Source organism: Mesorhizobium sp. M0048, assembly GCF_040323405.1.
In the GTDB taxonomy this organism is placed as follows: Bacteria; Pseudomonadota; Alphaproteobacteria; order Rhizobiales; family Rhizobiaceae; genus Mesorhizobium.
The window spans coordinates 1-16,082 of record NZ_JAMYUV010000047.1; the positions used below are offsets into that span (position 1 = coordinate 1).

At 56.9% G+C, this 16,082-nt stretch carries 13 protein-coding genes and 4 pseudogenes; 7 read left to right on the plus strand and 10 right to left on the minus strand.

The annotated features are described in order from the left end of the window. Positions 1-648: 648 nt before the first annotated feature. Positions 649-1,101: an Lrp/AsnC family transcriptional regulator gene (locus NKJ84_RS26620; protein ID WP_352508909.1), complete on the minus strand. Its 453-nt coding sequence runs from the start codon at positions 1,099-1,101 to the stop codon at positions 649-651. 177 nt (positions 1,102-1,278) lie between these two features. Between NKJ84_RS26620 and NKJ84_RS26625 the strand changes: the two genes are divergently transcribed. Both NKJ84_RS26625 and NKJ84_RS26630 read left to right on the plus strand, forming a co-directional pair. After that, positions 1,279-1,653 carry a hypothetical protein gene (locus NKJ84_RS26625; protein ID WP_352508910.1) on the plus strand — a complete coding sequence of 125 codons (375 nt, stop codon included), beginning with the start codon at positions 1,279-1,281 and terminating at the stop codon, positions 1,651-1,653. Positions 1,654-2,521: 868 nt separating this feature from the next. Then, positions 2,522-3,238, plus strand: a complete 717-nt coding sequence (locus NKJ84_RS26630) for a hypothetical protein (protein WP_352508911.1) — start codon at positions 2,522-2,524, stop codon at positions 3,236-3,238. A gap of 430 nt (positions 3,239-3,668) precedes the next feature. Here NKJ84_RS26630 and NKJ84_RS33310 read toward each other — a convergent pair whose 3' ends face one another. The 7 genes and pseudogenes from NKJ84_RS33310 to NKJ84_RS26655 all read right to left on the minus strand — a co-directional run. Beyond that, entirely contained in the window at positions 3,669-3,821 is a 153-nt protein-coding gene (locus NKJ84_RS33310) for a transposase (protein ID WP_502904043.1), read from the minus strand. Then, positions 3,818-4,144, minus strand: coding sequence for a transposase (locus NKJ84_RS33315; protein ID WP_502904044.1), 327 nt, complete (start codon positions 4,142-4,144; stop codon positions 3,818-3,820). The genes NKJ84_RS33310 and NKJ84_RS33315 overlap by 4 nt, the downstream gene beginning before the upstream one ends. Beyond that, positions 4,107-4,250, minus strand: a complete 144-nt coding sequence (locus NKJ84_RS33320) for a hypothetical protein (RefSeq protein WP_502904045.1) — start codon at positions 4,248-4,250, stop codon at positions 4,107-4,109. Before NKJ84_RS33320 ends, NKJ84_RS33315 begins: the two co-directional genes overlap by 38 nt. Positions 4,251-4,691: 441 nt before the next feature. Beyond that, entirely contained in the window at positions 4,692-7,445 is a 2,754-nt protein-coding gene (locus NKJ84_RS26640) for a lyase family protein (protein ID WP_352508912.1), read from the minus strand. Next, positions 7,391-8,449, minus strand: a complete 1,059-nt coding sequence (locus NKJ84_RS26645) for a cysteine synthase family protein (protein ID WP_352508913.1) — start codon at positions 8,447-8,449, stop codon at positions 7,391-7,393. The genes NKJ84_RS26640 and NKJ84_RS26645 overlap by 55 nt, the downstream gene beginning before the upstream one ends. Positions 8,450-8,459: 10 nt before the next feature. Next, positions 8,460-9,461, minus strand: a complete 1,002-nt coding sequence (locus tag NKJ84_RS26650; protein ID WP_352508914.1) for a GHMP family kinase ATP-binding protein — start codon at positions 9,459-9,461, stop codon at positions 8,460-8,462. Between the two features lie 393 nt (positions 9,462-9,854). Beyond that, a pseudogene (locus tag NKJ84_RS26655) lies at positions 9,855-10,829 on the minus strand (IS110 family RNA-guided transposase); the annotation flags it as partial. Between the two features lie 255 nt (positions 10,830-11,084). On the opposite strand from NKJ84_RS26655, the gene NKJ84_RS26660 reads away from it, so the two are divergent. The 5 genes and pseudogenes from NKJ84_RS26660 to NKJ84_RS26680 form a co-directional block, all read left to right on the plus strand. Continuing rightward, positions 11,085-12,356, plus strand: a complete 1,272-nt coding sequence (locus NKJ84_RS26660) for an ATP-grasp domain-containing protein (RefSeq protein ID WP_352508915.1) — start codon at positions 11,085-11,087, stop codon at positions 12,354-12,356. A gap of 64 nt (positions 12,357-12,420) precedes the next feature. Next, positions 12,421-13,523: pseudogene (locus NKJ84_RS26665) on the plus strand (IS630 family transposase). A 158-nt stretch (positions 13,524-13,681) separates the two neighbouring features. Then, positions 13,682-14,128, plus strand: coding sequence for an SET domain-containing protein-lysine N-methyltransferase (locus tag NKJ84_RS26670; protein ID WP_352508916.1), 447 nt, complete (start codon positions 13,682-13,684; stop codon positions 14,126-14,128). Between the two features lie 888 nt (positions 14,129-15,016). Then, positions 15,017-15,208 (plus strand): annotated as a pseudogene (locus tag NKJ84_RS26675) (IS5/IS1182 family transposase); the annotation flags it as partial. A gap of 84 nt (positions 15,209-15,292) precedes the next feature. After that, positions 15,293-15,402 (plus strand): annotated as a pseudogene (locus tag NKJ84_RS26680) (transposase); the annotation flags it as partial. A 58-nt stretch (positions 15,403-15,460) separates the two neighbouring features. Here the strand turns inward: NKJ84_RS26680 and tnpB are convergent. Both tnpB and NKJ84_RS26690 read right to left on the minus strand, forming a co-directional pair. Next, complete coding sequence (tnpB, locus tag NKJ84_RS26685) at positions 15,461-15,613, minus strand: IS66 family insertion sequence element accessory protein TnpB (RefSeq protein ID WP_352508917.1); 153 nt, start codon at positions 15,611-15,613, stop codon at positions 15,461-15,463. Continuing rightward, complete coding sequence (locus tag NKJ84_RS26690) at positions 15,610-15,894, minus strand: transposase (protein ID WP_352508933.1); 285 nt, start codon at positions 15,892-15,894, stop codon at positions 15,610-15,612. The genes tnpB and NKJ84_RS26690 overlap by 4 nt, the downstream gene beginning before the upstream one ends. Positions 15,895-16,082 lie beyond the last annotated feature (188 nt).

Sequence of the window (16,082 nt, forward strand, 5' to 3'; positions counted from 1 at the left end):
TCTCATTGGTAAGGTGAAGGAAATCATCGTCATGCCTCCAACAAACGCGCGCATCTGGGCGCCGCGGAGCCATGCGTCGAGACCGCATCGATTAGCTGTTCCGTCATCTGCTCGGAAACCATAATTCATACTGGATGCCGCTGGCGCCTACGGAGGCGAGCTTCTCCCGGAGGCCCGCCTTGGTAGGAGCCCCTTCTCCGCTGGTCGAGCAATGCGCCTGAGGTCTGCGGCACCCGGCCTTCCCAACTAGTCTTAGTCTAGTGCGCGTCCATAAACGGCGGCCTTTATGGACGCGCACTAGTCTAGGGCCCGCGCTTGTCAATGAGCGACTTTTGCGGTCCGAACGCTGTCAGTCCGAGCGAGGATAAATATTAATCCAGCCAAGAGTTACTCAGTCTCAATTCAAACGAGGGATAAAGAGGTTCCGACAGCGATCCTCACCGATGACCTGTGCAAGTTTGTCTACTCAAATCTCGGGAAATAGGTTGCGTATCGCGGGAACAACTGAGCGGTCAGGCTACGAGTTGCACCCGAATGAGCGCCGATGCCAGGCCGGTAACCGTCGCACCACACACGGCGATTACGAAGCTGGCCGTGAAATGGGTGCTTCAAAGGCGGCCCGGACTGACGGCCAAAGGCCCCCCAACGCTACACCGTAACTCGAGGCTCGAATTTGACGCGATCAAGTGCGATCATGCTCTTAAATTTTCGAACATTGGGGTTTGTAAAGAGCTTCGTCTTGACGAAGACGTCGAAGGCCTGGACATCCTCGACCGCCACGATTAGGACGAAATCGGCGTCGCCTGTGACCATATAGCACTGGGTAATCTCCTTGGCCGCCCGCATCGCGCGCTTGAAATCGTCGACAAGGTCCAGACGTTCACGGTCAAGCTCTACAGTCACGACAACGGTAAGTGATTTGCCAAGAGCCTTCGGATCCACGAGCGAGATATCGGCAACGATTACGCCATCCACACGCAACTTGTTCACTCGACGCATGCATGAGGCGGCCGACGAACCGACAAGCTCCGCGAGTTCGGCGAAGGAGAGCCGGTTGTTCTTCTGTAGCGCCGTAAGGATCCTTCGGTCTAGGTCGTCCACCGTGCGATCCGCTATTTTGAAGATTGAATAATTGCTCAAGGACTTAATATTCGCACAAACTTTCGCAACGTTCATTACAATTCAGCGCCATAATTGAAACAAACAGAACACTTTCGGCCGGCAGGTGATCGAACGCGCCCATTCCGGAACCAGTCGGTCCGAGGAGGGTCAGAGCTGATGACGTTTCAAAACCGGACGGCTGTCATTCGTATTTCAGCAACCGGCGAATTTTTGCGCGAACCTCCGAGTTCGAGAATGGTCGCGTCGAGACGATCCTGGGATCGAGGTCATCGAAATGAAGCCGCAAAGCGCCGCTTGATCAACCCCGTCACCCAAAATCGTCATAGCTCCGATGTGCGCGTGTTGTATGCGGTCGAATTGGGAGCAGACAAGAAATCGAAAGCTCAATTTCCGTACGATTTAACAAATGTGACCGAAGTCGCTCGGACCGAGGCGCTGAAGCAAGGTCTCATAATCTACACGCGGCGTACCCGCATCGCCAGCGAGTCTGGCAACAGATGTTGCGAAGGTCCGGCCGACATAGCCATGTGATGCCCTCTCCTTTCCGCTATTAGGGCCTCGCATGCAGAATTCCTGACAGTCCCGTGCTCGATCAGCGTCAGCCTGCCGACCCGAAACAGAACTGGCGCAAATCGATACCCGTCTTCCTGGCGTGCCGCACCAGCCCTATGAGAGCCAGCCGTCGCCCATCGCGCGCAGCGCTTGAGGGAGTAGCGATCGGCGGCCCCGACCGCCTCATCCTGCCCGAGCTCACACGCCCCTTGATCGTGAAGGTTATAGCCGAAACCTTTTGCTCGATCACGGCCCCACACTTCGACATGCCGCATTCGATGAGCTCTGCGCATAATTGGCTCGACTGTCTGGTACCCCCCTCACCGAGCACACGGTCGAGCCGGTGATGCCGTCGCTCGCACCACGGTCGCCCATCCACGCGCGCAAATATTAATGTAATGCGCGAATTAATCGCCGAGATATTGCAGTAATTAGACATCTATTTCCAAAATTTCACCCACGGAACGCAAGCTAAATTTATACTAAACTCAAATTAACAATGCGCGCGCAATGATGGTGATAGAGTCTCGGCCTGCTCCTCGGTGGACGTCAGCGAATGACGACGCCCGTAGCGGCAGCTTTGTGCACCTGTGACGCATCCAGCGCAAGTGGCTTGAGGGGGCGGACGTGAGCGTGGCGAATTCGGCCCCAGCGCAGATGACGTGTCGAAGGGACCGCATCGCGCATCGTGAGCATGAGCCACTAGGCGGTGTGCAGGATGAGACGGGGCTGATTGGCTCAGATGATGGACGTGGCCTGTGGGAGGTTACGTCAACTACCAAATGCCGCAGTATCGGTCCGTGTTCAAATACTTTACGAAAAGCACTGCTCTATAGGATGTATCGGCATGCAGCATAACGTGACGACATTGGACGTTTCGAATTTCATCTGTGCAGCGTACGAACTGGCGCGCGAGTCCGGTCTAAACATCAGCATGGGAGACGATTTTGCGGAGTATATAGGGATCACACGCAGACTGCCTGGAAAGTCACCGACCTATCCGCACTTCCGTCCTGACTGTTCTGATCTTCTACCAGGAAAGGCTTTTTGGATCATCGGACGCGACGAGAAAGACAGGGTAGCGCACGTCCAAGCAATGCGGCTGTACGATCTCTCCAATACCAGTCTTGATGAGCACCTTGGCACGCTCAGAGCCTGCTTCGCGGACCCTGATATCAAAGCAGGGCCTGATTCGTCGTGTAGCTGCTACGCACCGTCCGCCCGAGACATCACCGGGCTTGCTGCATATCGTGGCGACCTCTGGCTGCGGAAGGATTTTCGGGGACGCGGTCTTCTGTCCTTCCTTGGTCGGATCGCATTTGGCCTGGCCTGGGCTAAATGGTCGCCGGATTTCATTTACGCGCTGGTTGCTGGCTGGAACATCGAAAAAGGCATAGCAGATCGCAACGGCTACCTGCACAAAGAACCACATGGGGCAGTCCTGCGCTTGCCCGCGCAAGGAATATACGATGACGATTGGCTCGTTTGGTTGACCCGAGAAGACGTGCTGAAGATGCTTTCTAGCGCATCGAACGCCCGCGGTCGCTCGATAAGAACAGAGTGACGGAGACCTACTCGCCTGTAAAATATATGTGCGCAGAGCAGTGGAATAACAACCGTCTCAAAGCAGCTTGTATTCTGGATTTGCTTCTTTAATAGTTACGGTATATTCATAGACATTATATGTGAGATTCGGATATCCCGCTCTATTAAGTGACGAAGACGTCAGGCAGGGAAGCGTTCGGTGGGCTTCCGCCACGAGCCCACCGCATAGTGGTTTCGATGTCCGGGGACTGCCAGGATTCTGTGCGCGAGGTCGATTTCGTCGCTGGGTCACGAACTGCTCGCCGAAGACGACGGCGAACTGGGTTTTGGCCTCGAACCATCCGCGCGGCGGTCGTTTCCATTCCTCGGCCGCGTGGTTCAGCACCAGATAGAGTCATGGCCGCATCGTCACTCGGGAAGTGTCTCCGGGTTTGGACGGCGGGCGCAGCTTAGAGTTCAGCGCCTCGATAGCGTTCGTGGATGATCCGCCGCACGCTCTCGGGGAAGGCGAAGAATGGGATGACGTGCTGCGAGTTGCGCCGCCAGCTTTGCGTAATCGCCGGATATCGCTGCCCCCAGTAGCCGGTTTCGAAAGTCCTCAACGGCCGGCTTCGGCCTCCTTGGCCCGGTAGATCGCGCGCAGCGCCGGCATCTTGACCCGGATCGCGTCAAAAAAGACGAGCGGGTAGCAGAGTCGAGCGGCCGGTTCTGCCATTCGGGCAACCTCCTCCAGGACGGCGTCAGTAACAGCCGAGATCAGGTCCGGCGACACGTGAATGCCGTGGAGCTCCTCCAGATGGCCGAGGATCTCGCGCACCGTCATGCCGCGCGCATACATGGCGATGATCTTGTCGTCGAGGCTGGGAAGCGGCGGTGATATTTGGCGGTCAGCTTCGGATCGATCGCGCGGAATCGTCAGCGTCATCTTCGGATGTGCCCGTCAGCACCAATTTCGGCGGATGGCCGTTGCGGCGATTGACCTTCCCCTCGGTGCTCGCGTCCTCAATGTGCTCATCGAGTTCGGCGTTCAAAATTCGCTCCGAAAGCGCCTTCTTCAGATCGTCGAGGAACCCATCTCGGGCAACACCTCATTGCGATCGCCGCCAGAAAGCAACTGGTCCAGCAGTTCCTTCTCGATAGCCATGTGATGATTCTCTCCTTTTCCATCATCATGGCCTCGCGCACAGAATTCCTGACAGTACCCCGAGTCCGCGCTCTTGAAGCCCACCCGATCTTTGGCGATCGTCCTATTGACTCTAACTCCGTCGCCAGCATTGCGATTTCCGGCTGCCGTCTGTGGTACCCACTCTCCGATGAACCGCCCGACTTGAAGCCTTTCTGCGTCATCGGTCGATCGGATGGGTCCAAAACGTTGCCTGAGCCTACGACGACTATCCCGCATCGAAAATTGGTGAGACCATAGTGGTCCTAATGAAGATGACATTCGAAAAAAACTTGCCATATATACTCCTTCAAGGGGCTTGCTGCCTATCAATGAGTTCGTTCACCCTCTGTTTGCGGTGCACCTCAGCGTGCGCCCAGCGTTCCGATATGTCAGCGCATTTCAACTGCATGTCCCGAAACAGCGTTCTTGCTAAGGAAAGCTGGTCGTCGGTTGATCTTTTTCCGGGTCCTCCTCCGAACTGCAGAGCATCCCTGCACTCTTCGAGACTCGCCGGCAACACATCAGCGAGGTGGCTAGCCAGCTCGCATCGGCGCTCTGCGACGCTACTATCCTGAGACAGGCGCCCGGTGATTTCGCTGACTAGTGAGTGGGCCTTTCTAAAAGGAACGCCTCGCAACGCCATCCGTTCTGCAGCGACAGACGTCATCGGTGTGCCGTCTTCCAGATTTTCACGCATCGACCTCACGTTGAAAGACATGAATTTCACTATAAGCGATGTGAGGGTTATGGCCCGCTTCAGGGCATCTTCTGCAAGGCCCAGCGGAGAGCAGCCGTAGCTGCTTGCTTCGATTGAGTTGCTGAAAGGCGCTTTGGAGGTTGCCGTTGCTGCAGAAACGTAGGCCCCAATCACCGTGCTTGCCGACCCCTTGATGTGTTCAAGCAGAAACGGGTTCTTCTTTTGCGGGAGCATGGAAGAGCCGCCAGCAAGATTGTGAGGAACGTCGATGAGCGCGGACTCCCGCGTCGTCCAAACCTGCAGGTCCTGGGCCATACGGCACAGCAAAATTGAAACCCCAGCGAAGAGCGAAAGTGCTTGTAGGTGATGGTCACGGCTTGCAACACCATCAAGTGAGTTGAATGACGGCAGTTCGAATCCCAGAAGATTTGCTGTCTTTAAGGGATCTATAGGCATGCTGGTGCCTCCCCCGGCACCAGCTCCCATAGGGCAGTTCCTGATGTCTTCTAGCAGGCAATGGAGGCGCTGGCGCTCGCGCCCCAGAGCGAAGAACACGCCAAGCAGGTAGTGCCCTGGCGATCCGGGGAGTGCGATCTGGTATTGACTGTACAACGGGGCCACAAGTCTCGATGCTTCATCCACTCGCTGAAGCAGGGCATCTTGTGCAGTTCCGATCTGTTGCGAGATGGAACACGCAGCTTCCCGAAGGACCAGGAGGGAAATGGTCGCGTTCAAGTCGTTGCGGGACCTCGCAAGGTGCAGCCAGCCGGCCTCTCCGGAGCCAGCTCTTGCGGCAAGTTCGGCCTCATAGGCCAGATAGAGGCCACGCGGAGCATCGCGGCCCTCCAAAGACTGAAAGCCCTCGGCCTGGAGGTCCAAGATATGCTTGAGGAGATCGGCAGCGGCTCCCTGGCTGACCAAGCCCTGGTCCGCGAGCATCACCAGATGTGCTTCGTCTATGATCGCCTGGTACCGCAGAAGGCGACCGTCACGCGAGATTTGAATAGGCGGAGCGAGCAGCTTCATCGCTTCGGGATGTAGGTTCCACTTGCCCTGACTTGACCCAGCGACTTGCTTGTCGTCCGACTCTCCAGTAGCCGCCTCAACATCGATCACCGTGGAATCGATCATCCGTTGAGCTGCCGCGGCAGCGGTATTGAGTTCATCAGCGACGCCTATGGCGTAGGCTACCCGATCTCTAAAATCTCCATTTATTTGAACTTCCTCCCCCTCGGATTTCAGAAGACCCGCCTCGGGCACTGTCGCGTCTGGACTTCGAGAAAAGCTCAGATGTTTGAGCTTGCCGGCCTTATGAGCAAGGCTGAAACGGATAGCTCCCGCCCTTGTGCTCGCTTGGGGGAGCGTGAAGGCTTCCCCCGAGTAAAGTTTGATTACCATATCCAGGACTGACGTACCCAAGGCGTGCGAGAGCATGACTGGAATCATTCCTCCAGCCAGCCTGGGATTGACCTCAATGATGACAGGCCCCGACTCCGCTATCACGAACTCTACATGAGCCGGTCCGAACTCCAGGCCTAGCGCCGACACCGCACCCGCGGCAAAAGTGGCCAGTTCCTGGAGGGATGGCTCCGGAAGCGGGGCCGGGAAGTCGTGCCCTACCTCGACGAAGCAGGGAGGCGACCCCTTGTGCTTGGCAAGAATTCCAAGGCAATACAGCGCCCCATCGTAGGCAATTATCTCTGCAGAGTATTCTCTACCCTCTATGTATTGCTGGATAAGGATGTCGGGACTTGGCAAATCCACTTGATCCAGCAATACGTCTTTTGCACTCTCAAACGCCTTGATGGCGGCTGAGGCACTATCGCACAACCGCACGCCGCTACTACCGCTTCCGGAAACCGGCTTCACGACGACTGGCAGAGTGGCTTGTGTAAGAATGTTCTCGACATCTCTGATGGATGTGGCCAACCGAGTTTCAGGGATCGTGATTGATTGTCGCTGTAACTCGGCCGCTTGCTTCCATTTGTTCCGGCATGTGGCTATAGCCTCCGGATTCGGTGCTGGTAGCCCGATTGCCGTCGCGACACGTGACGCGGCTTCCACGAAATAATCCGACGATGAATATATTCCTTCCAGCCTTCTTAATTTGGCGGCGACCCCGATGAGTTCATCCGGACTACGCGTTTCAGCTTCGATAACGTGAGCGACGGAGTCCTCAAGAAACGGATAACGCGCAGGATTGCGCGTAACGAGATACGGTTCAAAGCCCAAGGCTCGGGCCCGCTTCATCAATATTTCGCCAGTGCCGGTCGTGTTACTTTCCACAAAAAGGAAGCTACCTCGGTTCATCATGAAGCATTCTCCAGCACATTGAGGACAGCTTCCCGGCTTCTCCGATTCCAATGATATCGGTTCCATGGTGGGAGAGCCGTCGAAGGATGATTTTCCGTTGTCGGCGCGTCCAGCAGAACACCTTCATTTAGACATGCGTTCTGCTTGAGCCACTCGTGGTCGTATGCAGCTTCGACGTAGCGGTGGCCTTCATCAGGACATATGACGACTATGGTCTCTCTTGGATACTTTCGAGCGCGCCAACGCCCAACAATGTAGCTCGCTCCTGAGGTCGGACCGGCGAAAACGGCGTGCCGCTCGTGAAGGGTTCGCGTTGCAGCAAATGCGAGCGAAGCCGAGATGAGATGCACCTCGTCATACAGCTCATGCTTCACGTTCTTGGGGACAAGACTGTTCCCTAGCCCCCGCAATTTCCGTTCGCCATCCTTTTGGCCGAAAATCACGCTATTGAAGGTGTCCACTCCGATCAGGCGTGCGCCAGGAGCTTTTTGGCGGAGGCGCTCTATCGTTCCGCACGTAGAGCCGCCTGACCCTACAGATCCGACCAAAGTTACGCCGGGGTCCAACATCTCTGATATTTGGTCGGCGAAAAGCTTATAGGCTGCGGGGTTGTCCGCTGTGTCGTACTGCCGGGGCCAAAAGCAAGAGTGGCCCAACTGTCTCATCCTAGCGTCTAATGCGTCGAGCCGGCTTCTTTGATAGCCACCCTGCTTCGCCTTGTCAGTTATTATGAGGACTTCTGCCCCCAAGGACCTCAATCTGTTTTCCAGACCTTTGTCCATCACTGGGTCTGTGAAGATTTCAAGTTGGAATCCATATTCCCGGCAGACTACTGCTAATCCAAGTGCGAAGGTTCCGCTCGAAGTCTCGATAACTTTCATTCCGTGGGTTAACGTCGCTCTAGCCAGTGCTTTCTCAATAATGTACTTCGCTGGAAGAAGCTTCATAAAGGCGAATTGCGCGAGATAGAGGTTTGTCTCGCACCTTATGATGCTGGGAAGAACATAGGCATCAGAGTAGCCGGAGAATGGCAGGCGTTTGCGGAGAGCGTTCATCCTGCTTACCTCACTGACAGCCACTCATGGTCATATATATTTTTGGCGAGTCGTTGAACGCCGATACATCATCGAGCACGGACCGAAGCTTCCGTGGAAAGTCAGCCGCCATTCGATCAAGCAGGATTCCAATCATTGTGCCACTGTGCGCGACTATGACCCCGAGAGCGTCAGTAGCCTCGGATGCTTTCAGCATCGAGTTCAGGTGCTCTTTTGGCGCTCGCTCCTGATGCAGGAGCGAGCTGGCTGTAGCTATTCTGCCTATTGTGGCCGTGTCACCCATCGGAATCGCTGTCCGCGCCCGGTCCAGTAGGTCGCGATATTTTGCACTGTGGCTGGCGGAGATTTCACCTCGCCGTTGATCATAGTCGACGGTTTCGACCGTCCCTCCTTCATCGATACCCACGATTGCAAGCGGCGGCATTTGCCCAAGGAAGGAGAGAAGGCGACATGCTCGCTGCTGATATGCGACCGCCCCTGGGTACATTACCCCGTCGGATGGCTCGATCTGCGCCATTAGCTTCTCGATCAACGACGTGCGGATTCTACAGTTGAAGCAGCGCGCGATTGACCGTGCAGCTGCGACAAGATCCGCAGACGAACTCGCCAGTCCTTTGCCCTCGGGGAGTTCCGATTGCAAAAGGAGAATTCCTCCTGGGGCACCGAGCGCCCTCACGAGATTCTCAGCTAGCTCTTTTGCTTTGACCTTATGGGACGGATAAACTGTCACGGATCGTGTGCCTGCTATCGGCGTGAAGTGAGCCCTCGCAAAGAGCGCGATCGGCATCGTGACCAGGAAGTGAGGATCCCGGGGAACGGAGCCCGCCGGTAGCTGGCCTTGCAGCAACTCGCCGAATGTGCCGCAACAAAGAGCGCCACTGGCGTGAATCCTTGGCTCCTGCCCATCCTCGAGTACGTTCTGGGCCGCGTCCGCTTCATCGAACGTCTGGTAATACGTGTATGGCATCCAAGCTTCATCGGCGGCCGCTTCGAGAAGTTCCTTAGTCGACATGCTCGCCCTGCTTCGTGGAGGCCAGAGAGGATGGGTAAAATCTTGGATCGCCATATCACTTTCCCGTCAGGTTCATTGAAGCGTAATTTGCCGCTACGAGACAAGATCCGGATCATCGGAACAGGCTCGCGTTTCAGTTGGTTTACTTTCAAGTACCTAGGGCGCCTAGGGGCCTGAGCTCAGACTTGGGGAACGTAGCATTGGCAGCGATTTTCGGTCGCAAAGATTCTGTGAAATTACTTGTAGGATCTGTTGCGCTGCTTGATTACCGACGGCAGGGCATGAAGGGTCCCAGCGAATTTCGTTGCCTGTGACGTTCAAGGGACGCCATTTTGAGCGGTGAGTGATCCTGTTTGGCCCCACCTCGCCCGGATTTAGATGTTTGATCCCAGGCTCCTGGAACCAGTGGGGAAGCGCTGTACGGGGTTGATTGCGCAGCCACAGCCAGGCCAACTCCGATCATCGTCGTTCGCAGTCGGAGGTTGCCGGCCTTCGAGACGCCTTGCTCGTGCTGGACCGATCCGCTCTGCCAAGGCGTCGGCGCGAGCCCGGCATAGGCGGCGACCTGCCGGCGATTATCGAAGTGCCGGAACAGCCCTTCCGCGTAGAGGATGGCGGCACACTCGGGGCCGATACCCTTGAGATCGAGTAATGTCGCTGCTGGAGTTTCGGCGACTTCGATTGCCAGCAGAGCGTCGCGCTCGGCCTGCACCTCTTTGATCTGGGCTATCAACAGTTGGAGTCGGTCGAGCTCGCGACGGATTTGCCCCTTCAGATGTTCTGGCATTGCGCGGCCGTCGCCGGTCCTCAATTCCTCAAGCCGATGTCGCCGGTCACGTCCCAGCGGCTCGTAGCCGGTGATGCCCTGAGCAAACAGCAGGCCCTTGATCCGGTTGACATGGCAGGTCCCCTCACCAACCAGAACCTTGCGTTCACGGCCGATGCGCCGATGGTCCTCCTCCTTGACGCTCGGTACCCTAACCATCGCGCACACGCGCGGCTCGCCTCGTTTGTAGGCGAGCAGCGCACGCACCAACGCCTCACCATAGATCTTGTCGGTCTTGGCACGACGCCGCCGGCGCGACGTGGCAATCGAGGCGGCGTCGACGACATGGCTTTCGACCCCTCGGCCTCCAGGATTCGATGGATCCAGAAGCCGTCGAGACCCGCCTCCTGAATGACCACAAGCGCAAAGTGCCGGCCGGCGCGCGCCTGTGCCTTGTCCTGAAGCTGGGCAAAGCGTGCCAGCAGTCCTGCGATATCGCCGCCGCGTACCGCATGTTTCGACATCTTCTCCCCACTGCCCGACGACAGCAGCGGAACGACTGTCCCGTTTTTGCGAAATGCGCAGATATTGTCGGCACAGATTTGCCTCCTGGAAAGAGCGCCGATATCGTGCCACCACAGGCCGAGATCAGGCTAGCCGGCCATGCTCTGCGATGGCCCATCATCCCCCAAGATTCCCCGTTGCAACAGTCCCTTCAACAAAATTTACGGAATCTTTACGAGCACAATTCGCAGTCAATGGTACCTTCACCGGCAAGTCTGAGTTAGGGACGAAAGAAAAAACTGACTTGTTCAACGCTCTGACCACCGCACAGCACGCAATGGAGGCTTCCGCCAATGACAAGAAGAGCACTCATACTGGTTGAAGGCGCAAGTAATATGCTCCTATATGCCCAAGCGGCTCAGCGTCTTGATCTTCATCCAATTGCCCTCGCGGCCGATCCAGCTCGGTACGACTATCTTGCGGCGGAAGGAATTGAGGTAGTCCGTGTCGATACGGACAATCTCGATGCGCTGATCGGCGAATGTTCCCGGCTAAGTACGACTTATGACATTGCGGGCATTACGTCCGCTGTGGAGTCGTTCTATGGCACAGCTGGCAAGCTCAGCCGGTACTTCGAGCTGCCGGGACCGAACCCAGAATCGATTGCACGATGCTGCGACAAATTCACTCAACGTCAGCTCCTTGCGGAGGCCGGCGTTCCGATACCTGCTTATCGCCTGGCAGCGAATGCGTCGGCGGTTGAAAGCGCTGCCGCAGAAATCGGCCTGCCGGTGATTCTTAAGCCAGCCGTAGGCAGCGGCAGCATCGGCGTCCGATTGTGCGGCAACCTCGACGAGGTGGCCGAACATACGGCCTATCTGTTGGGCGGGAAGCACATATGGCGGTCTTTGCCACGGATTCTGGTCGAAGAATTCGTACAAGGCCCCTATTGTTGCGCCGACATAATGGGAAAGGAGGTCATCGGAGTTACCGCCGCTGACTTCGAGTGCCCCCCGCATTTCGTCTTTCGTGAGTTGACCTTTCCAGCTCCGCTGACTGACAACGAGCATAAGCGTATCATTAATGTTTCGCTGAGCTGTTTACGAACTCTCGGCCTTGGCTGGGGGCCAACGAACATTGAGTTTCGGTGGACGAAGCGTGGCCCAGTTGTCATTGAAGTCAATCCGCGTCTCGCGGGTGGGAGAGTTCCTCAACTGGTTCAGCTGGCTTACGGGATCGATCTTGTCACCGAGCACATCAAGCTTGCCACAGGCGACGAATGGGATTTGCGCAGACGGCATTCGCGCATTGCGGCCGCGCGGAAACTAGTTCCTGATCGCGATGGCATCCTCGATTGGATCGATGGCTACAGTCGGGCGGCTGCTATCTCAGGTGTCGTCGACGTCAAATTGTATGTTGAACCCAAGACGCCGATCGTCAGGAAGGGCGATTACCGAGACTCTATAGGTTATGTCACGGCCGCTTCACCCAGCCGTGCTCAGACCGAGACGATACTTCAGCGTGCCATTGACTTAATTAGTTGGTCCATCACACCATTTCCGGCCCTTGGCGAACAGGAACAATCACCGGCCCCTCACCTTCCCGCACCGGGGAGGGGGCGCTAGTCATCTGGAACTGAAGTTCATTTCATTATGGGGTTGTGCTCGCGACTGAAGAAGGAGGGAGACGATGGCCAATGCGACGGGACGGCCGATTTCGCCGCTGGTGTTGAGTGCGGATGAGCGGGCCTATCTTGAGCGTCAGGTTCGCCGGCGTCGTGTGGCGCGGTCGATGTCTGAACGATGCCGGATCATTCTGCGGTGCGCAGATGGCCTTCCCAGCAAGTCCGTGGCAGCCGAGCTCGGCGTTCATGAGCATACCGTCGGCAAGTGGCGGCGGCGCTTTTTGAAGGAGCGCGTTGACGGCCTGCTGGATGAAGCGCGCCCTGGCAGGCCGCGCACGATCGATGACGATCAGGTCGCTGCCGTGATCGAGCGCACGCTGCAATCGACCCCGGCGGATGCCACCCACTGGTCGATCCGCTCCATGGGCAATGCCACTGGCTTTTCGCACACGACGATCCGCAGGATCTGGACCGCGTTCGGTTTGCAGCCGCATCGCTCGCAGACGTTCAAGCTTTCCAGCGATCCGCTGTTCGTCGACAAAGTCCGCGATATCGTCGGCCTTTACCTGTCACCGCCCAACAGGGCGCTGGTTCTCAGCGTCGATGAGAAGAGCCAGATCCAGGCGCTCGACCGCGAACAGCCCGTCCTGCCGATGATGCCCGGCATTCCCGAGCGCCGGACCCAAAGCTATGTCCGTCACGGCACCACTTCCTTGTTCGCAGCCCTCGATATCGCCTCGGGCTTCGTGATTGGCAAATGCTACAAGCGCCACCGCGCGGCCGAGTTTCTCGACTTCCTCAAACAGATCACGCCCATGTCCCGCAAGGTCTCGATGTCCACGTCATCATGGATAACTATGCCACGCATAAGACGGCGGCGATCCGGACCTGGCTGGCGCGGCGGCCGCACTATCATGTGCATTTCACGCCGACGTCGGCCTCTTGGATCAATCAGGTCGAACGCTGGTTCGCCGAGCTTACCCGCAAGCAGCTACGGCGCGGCGTTCACACCTCGACCAGCCAGCTCGAAGCCGATATCCGCACCTTCATCGAGCGGCACAACGAAAAACCCAAACCCTACAAGTGGACCAAATCCACCGACGAGATCCTCTCATCAGTCAAACGCTTCTGCCAAAAAACAGAGCAGACCTTATGTGGCGAACTTTAGATTCACGTGACTAGTCCAGGTTGTGGAGGCTCAACAGGTTGTCCTCGGTTAGAGCGAGGCGACTGATGGGCCGTCGACTTTGAAGGCAGCATTACCGGTGAAGCACGGCCGCAAGTCAACGAGCCCCTTCAGTGGTGAATTAATGTAGGAGACGCACCATGATCAGCACCAAGAAGGAACGCGCGATGGTCGACAAGATCTTTGATCGCAGCAACACTGTGTATGTCAAGAATGTCCCGGGAAAGGGGCGTGGTGTATTTGCCAATGTTCCATTCAAAGTTGGCGACATAATAGAGCGCGCTCCAACATGGGGATTTAACGATGCGGCAGAAAAACTGTTTAATCGTACGGAACTATTTGAGTACTACTTCATCCGTCCCGACCGTAAACTCAAAATGGAGCATATGACGGGCTATGTTGTTTTCGGTTTTATCTCGATAGTGAATCACTCTTCTAATCCAAATGCACGAACAGTTTGGACCGATGAAGACTCCGGCGCATGGGCCAGCATCGTGGCAATAAAGAACATAAGCGTTGACGAGGAAATAACGCACCGCTACATGAATATCTCTGCATATCCTCAAACTATCAAGTTCGTTGAATGAAGTGCAAAGATGCTATGCAGTGATAAAGAAGTATCTGATCGCCGAGAGAACAATGAGCGGCTGGAGAGATGATTATGGACTGATAGCGCCGTGACTTCTCCGGCGTCGACTGATTCTTGAACATGTTGAATGGTTTTTTCTTGCCGACGTCCGTATCATATTATGAATTGACGAACAGGGACGTCAGGGCGCGAATTCTCATCAAAGAACGGGAATTTTCGAACGGGAATTTTTCCCACCATGGGTGACCGGCCTCATGTCCAGTCGCGCCAATCGGTGAGAGGGCCAACACGATCCGCCGCGTCGGCAAGTGGCAGGGCGTTCAGCGCCTCGTTTGGAACCGCTGCGAGCGCTGGTTGGCTTCCTGGACGAACCACTGGAAGGTCCAGCCGCTCTACAGAGCGATGGCCTTTGAACAGATGGCTTCCTTTTCCTGAAGGCGGCCAGCTTCGGGAAACCAATATCCTCGCGAAAGAAAGGCACGCCGTGGAAAAGCCCCCCATTCGCGCCAGCTGCGGTTCTGCATCTTCGTAAAGCTCAATGACTGCATTGACGCTAGGATTGACCTCGTCGTGGGCCACACGGGCTAGCTGCACCAACTCCGATGGCGTCACTTGTTGTTACTAGCGTTGCAAAAGGCGCCCCCCATCGGTTTGCAACGATGATTCATTGTCTCCGAAGGGATTCGGAGACGGATACATGCCAGGCGGAGACGAACAGACAGGCGAACTGTTCAGATCCTATGAGGAGGGGGATAGCGACCTGCGCGGTGGCAAAGTGAGGTCGCTAAAACATCTCACCTTGGAGGCGATAGCGCATCGTTCACAATCGCCCGAATGCGGCGGGGCTCAGGACGGCGGGCGTAACACGACTTCCACGGTCGGACGAAACGCTGAGGACTTCATTAACGAGTTGCGCTCAATGAAGGTGACCCCGCATATAGCGTAGAATTTCAGCGGCCGCCGCTCGGCTATCGACGGGCGCACGACCCGGCACGGCGGCTATGCCGTCAGCCAGCGCGTCAGAAAGCGCATCGAAGAGGCGTTCGGCTGGATCAAGAGAGTCGCCGCCGACGGTTAAAGCTTCAGCATCCTTCGTTGACCTGCAACGAGTAATTTTCTTGCGGTTCGGATTAGAGTCCGGCCTCGTTTGAAAGACGTACTGATGCAGACAAGGTGTACGGAAGAGCAGATCATCGCGGTTTTGCGCGAGCACGAGGCGGGAGCGAAGGCGGGCCACTTGCTCGCAAGCACGCGATCTCCGAAGCGACGTTGTAAAGACGAAATATGGCGGGATAGACGTCTCCGATGACACCGCAAGCTCCCTGGGCTATCAGACCCCGGCAGCCTTATGCCGGGGATCGCCGGCATGCGGATCCCGGCCCAACGTCTCCTGAACCTGCAGAGCGAGGCCTTGCATCCCGCGACGCATATCGGTCCGGCCGACCGCCAACCAGATCCGCACCTGGCTCGGAACCGGGATCATGAAACGCCCAGCGCCTTCACCATCGCCGCCGCCAGTGTCGGCAGCGTGGTCAGCGGTATCCGCAGCCGCGCCTTGCCGGCGACCTCCAGCTCGATCACCGCTGGTGGCGCCCCCGGCACCGAAGCGGCGACAGGGTCATCGGGAACCACGACAACTTCGGCAAAGCCCGTCTCGCGGGCTCTCACCGTGCGGCGCCACTTATAGATCAGGCTGGTCGCGACATCGTACTGACGCGCCACCGCCGCCACTGTGGCCCCGGGCGCGAATGCCGCGGCCAGTATCCGGCACTGATCCTCTTCAACTCCAACGACGACGGCGCTCCGGCCCGGTCAATATCGTCATCTGGCTCATGCTGTGCTGCTAACTACACTCGTAAGGACGACCTTATGAGCGCAGCCTCGCTATCGTGCCATGCTCGCGCAAGGCGGCCCTCGCCGGACCTCGCCGGAAGCGTACTGTTGCAACCGCA

What these genes read in the sequence shown, in the direction of transcription:
- NKJ84_RS26625 (WP_352508910.1), top strand. Translation starts at nt 1,279, where the DNA reads ATGACGTTTCAAAACCGGACGGCTGTCATTCGTATTTCAGCAACCGGC.
- NKJ84_RS26630 (WP_352508911.1), top strand. Translation starts at nt 2,522, where the DNA reads ATGCAGCATAACGTGACGACATTGGACGTTTCGAATTTCATCTGTGCA.
- NKJ84_RS33315 (WP_502904044.1), bottom strand. Translation starts at nt 4,144, where the DNA reads ATGACGCTGACGATTCCGCGCGATCGATCCGAAGCTGACCGCCAAATA.
- NKJ84_RS26645 (WP_352508913.1), bottom strand. Translation starts at nt 8,449, where the DNA reads ATGAACGCTCTCCGCAAACGCCTGCCATTCTCCGGCTACTCTGATGCC.
- NKJ84_RS26650 (WP_352508914.1), bottom strand. Translation starts at nt 9,461, where the DNA reads ATGTCGACTAAGGAACTTCTCGAAGCGGCCGCCGATGAAGCTTGGATG.
- NKJ84_RS26660 (WP_352508915.1), top strand. Translation starts at nt 11,085, where the DNA reads ATGACAAGAAGAGCACTCATACTGGTTGAAGGCGCAAGTAATATGCTC.
- NKJ84_RS26670 (WP_352508916.1), top strand. Translation starts at nt 13,682, where the DNA reads ATGATCAGCACCAAGAAGGAACGCGCGATGGTCGACAAGATCTTTGAT.
- tnpB (WP_352508917.1), bottom strand. Translation starts at nt 15,613, where the DNA reads ATGATCCCGGTTCCGAGCCAGGTGCGGATCTGGTTGGCGGTCGGCCGG.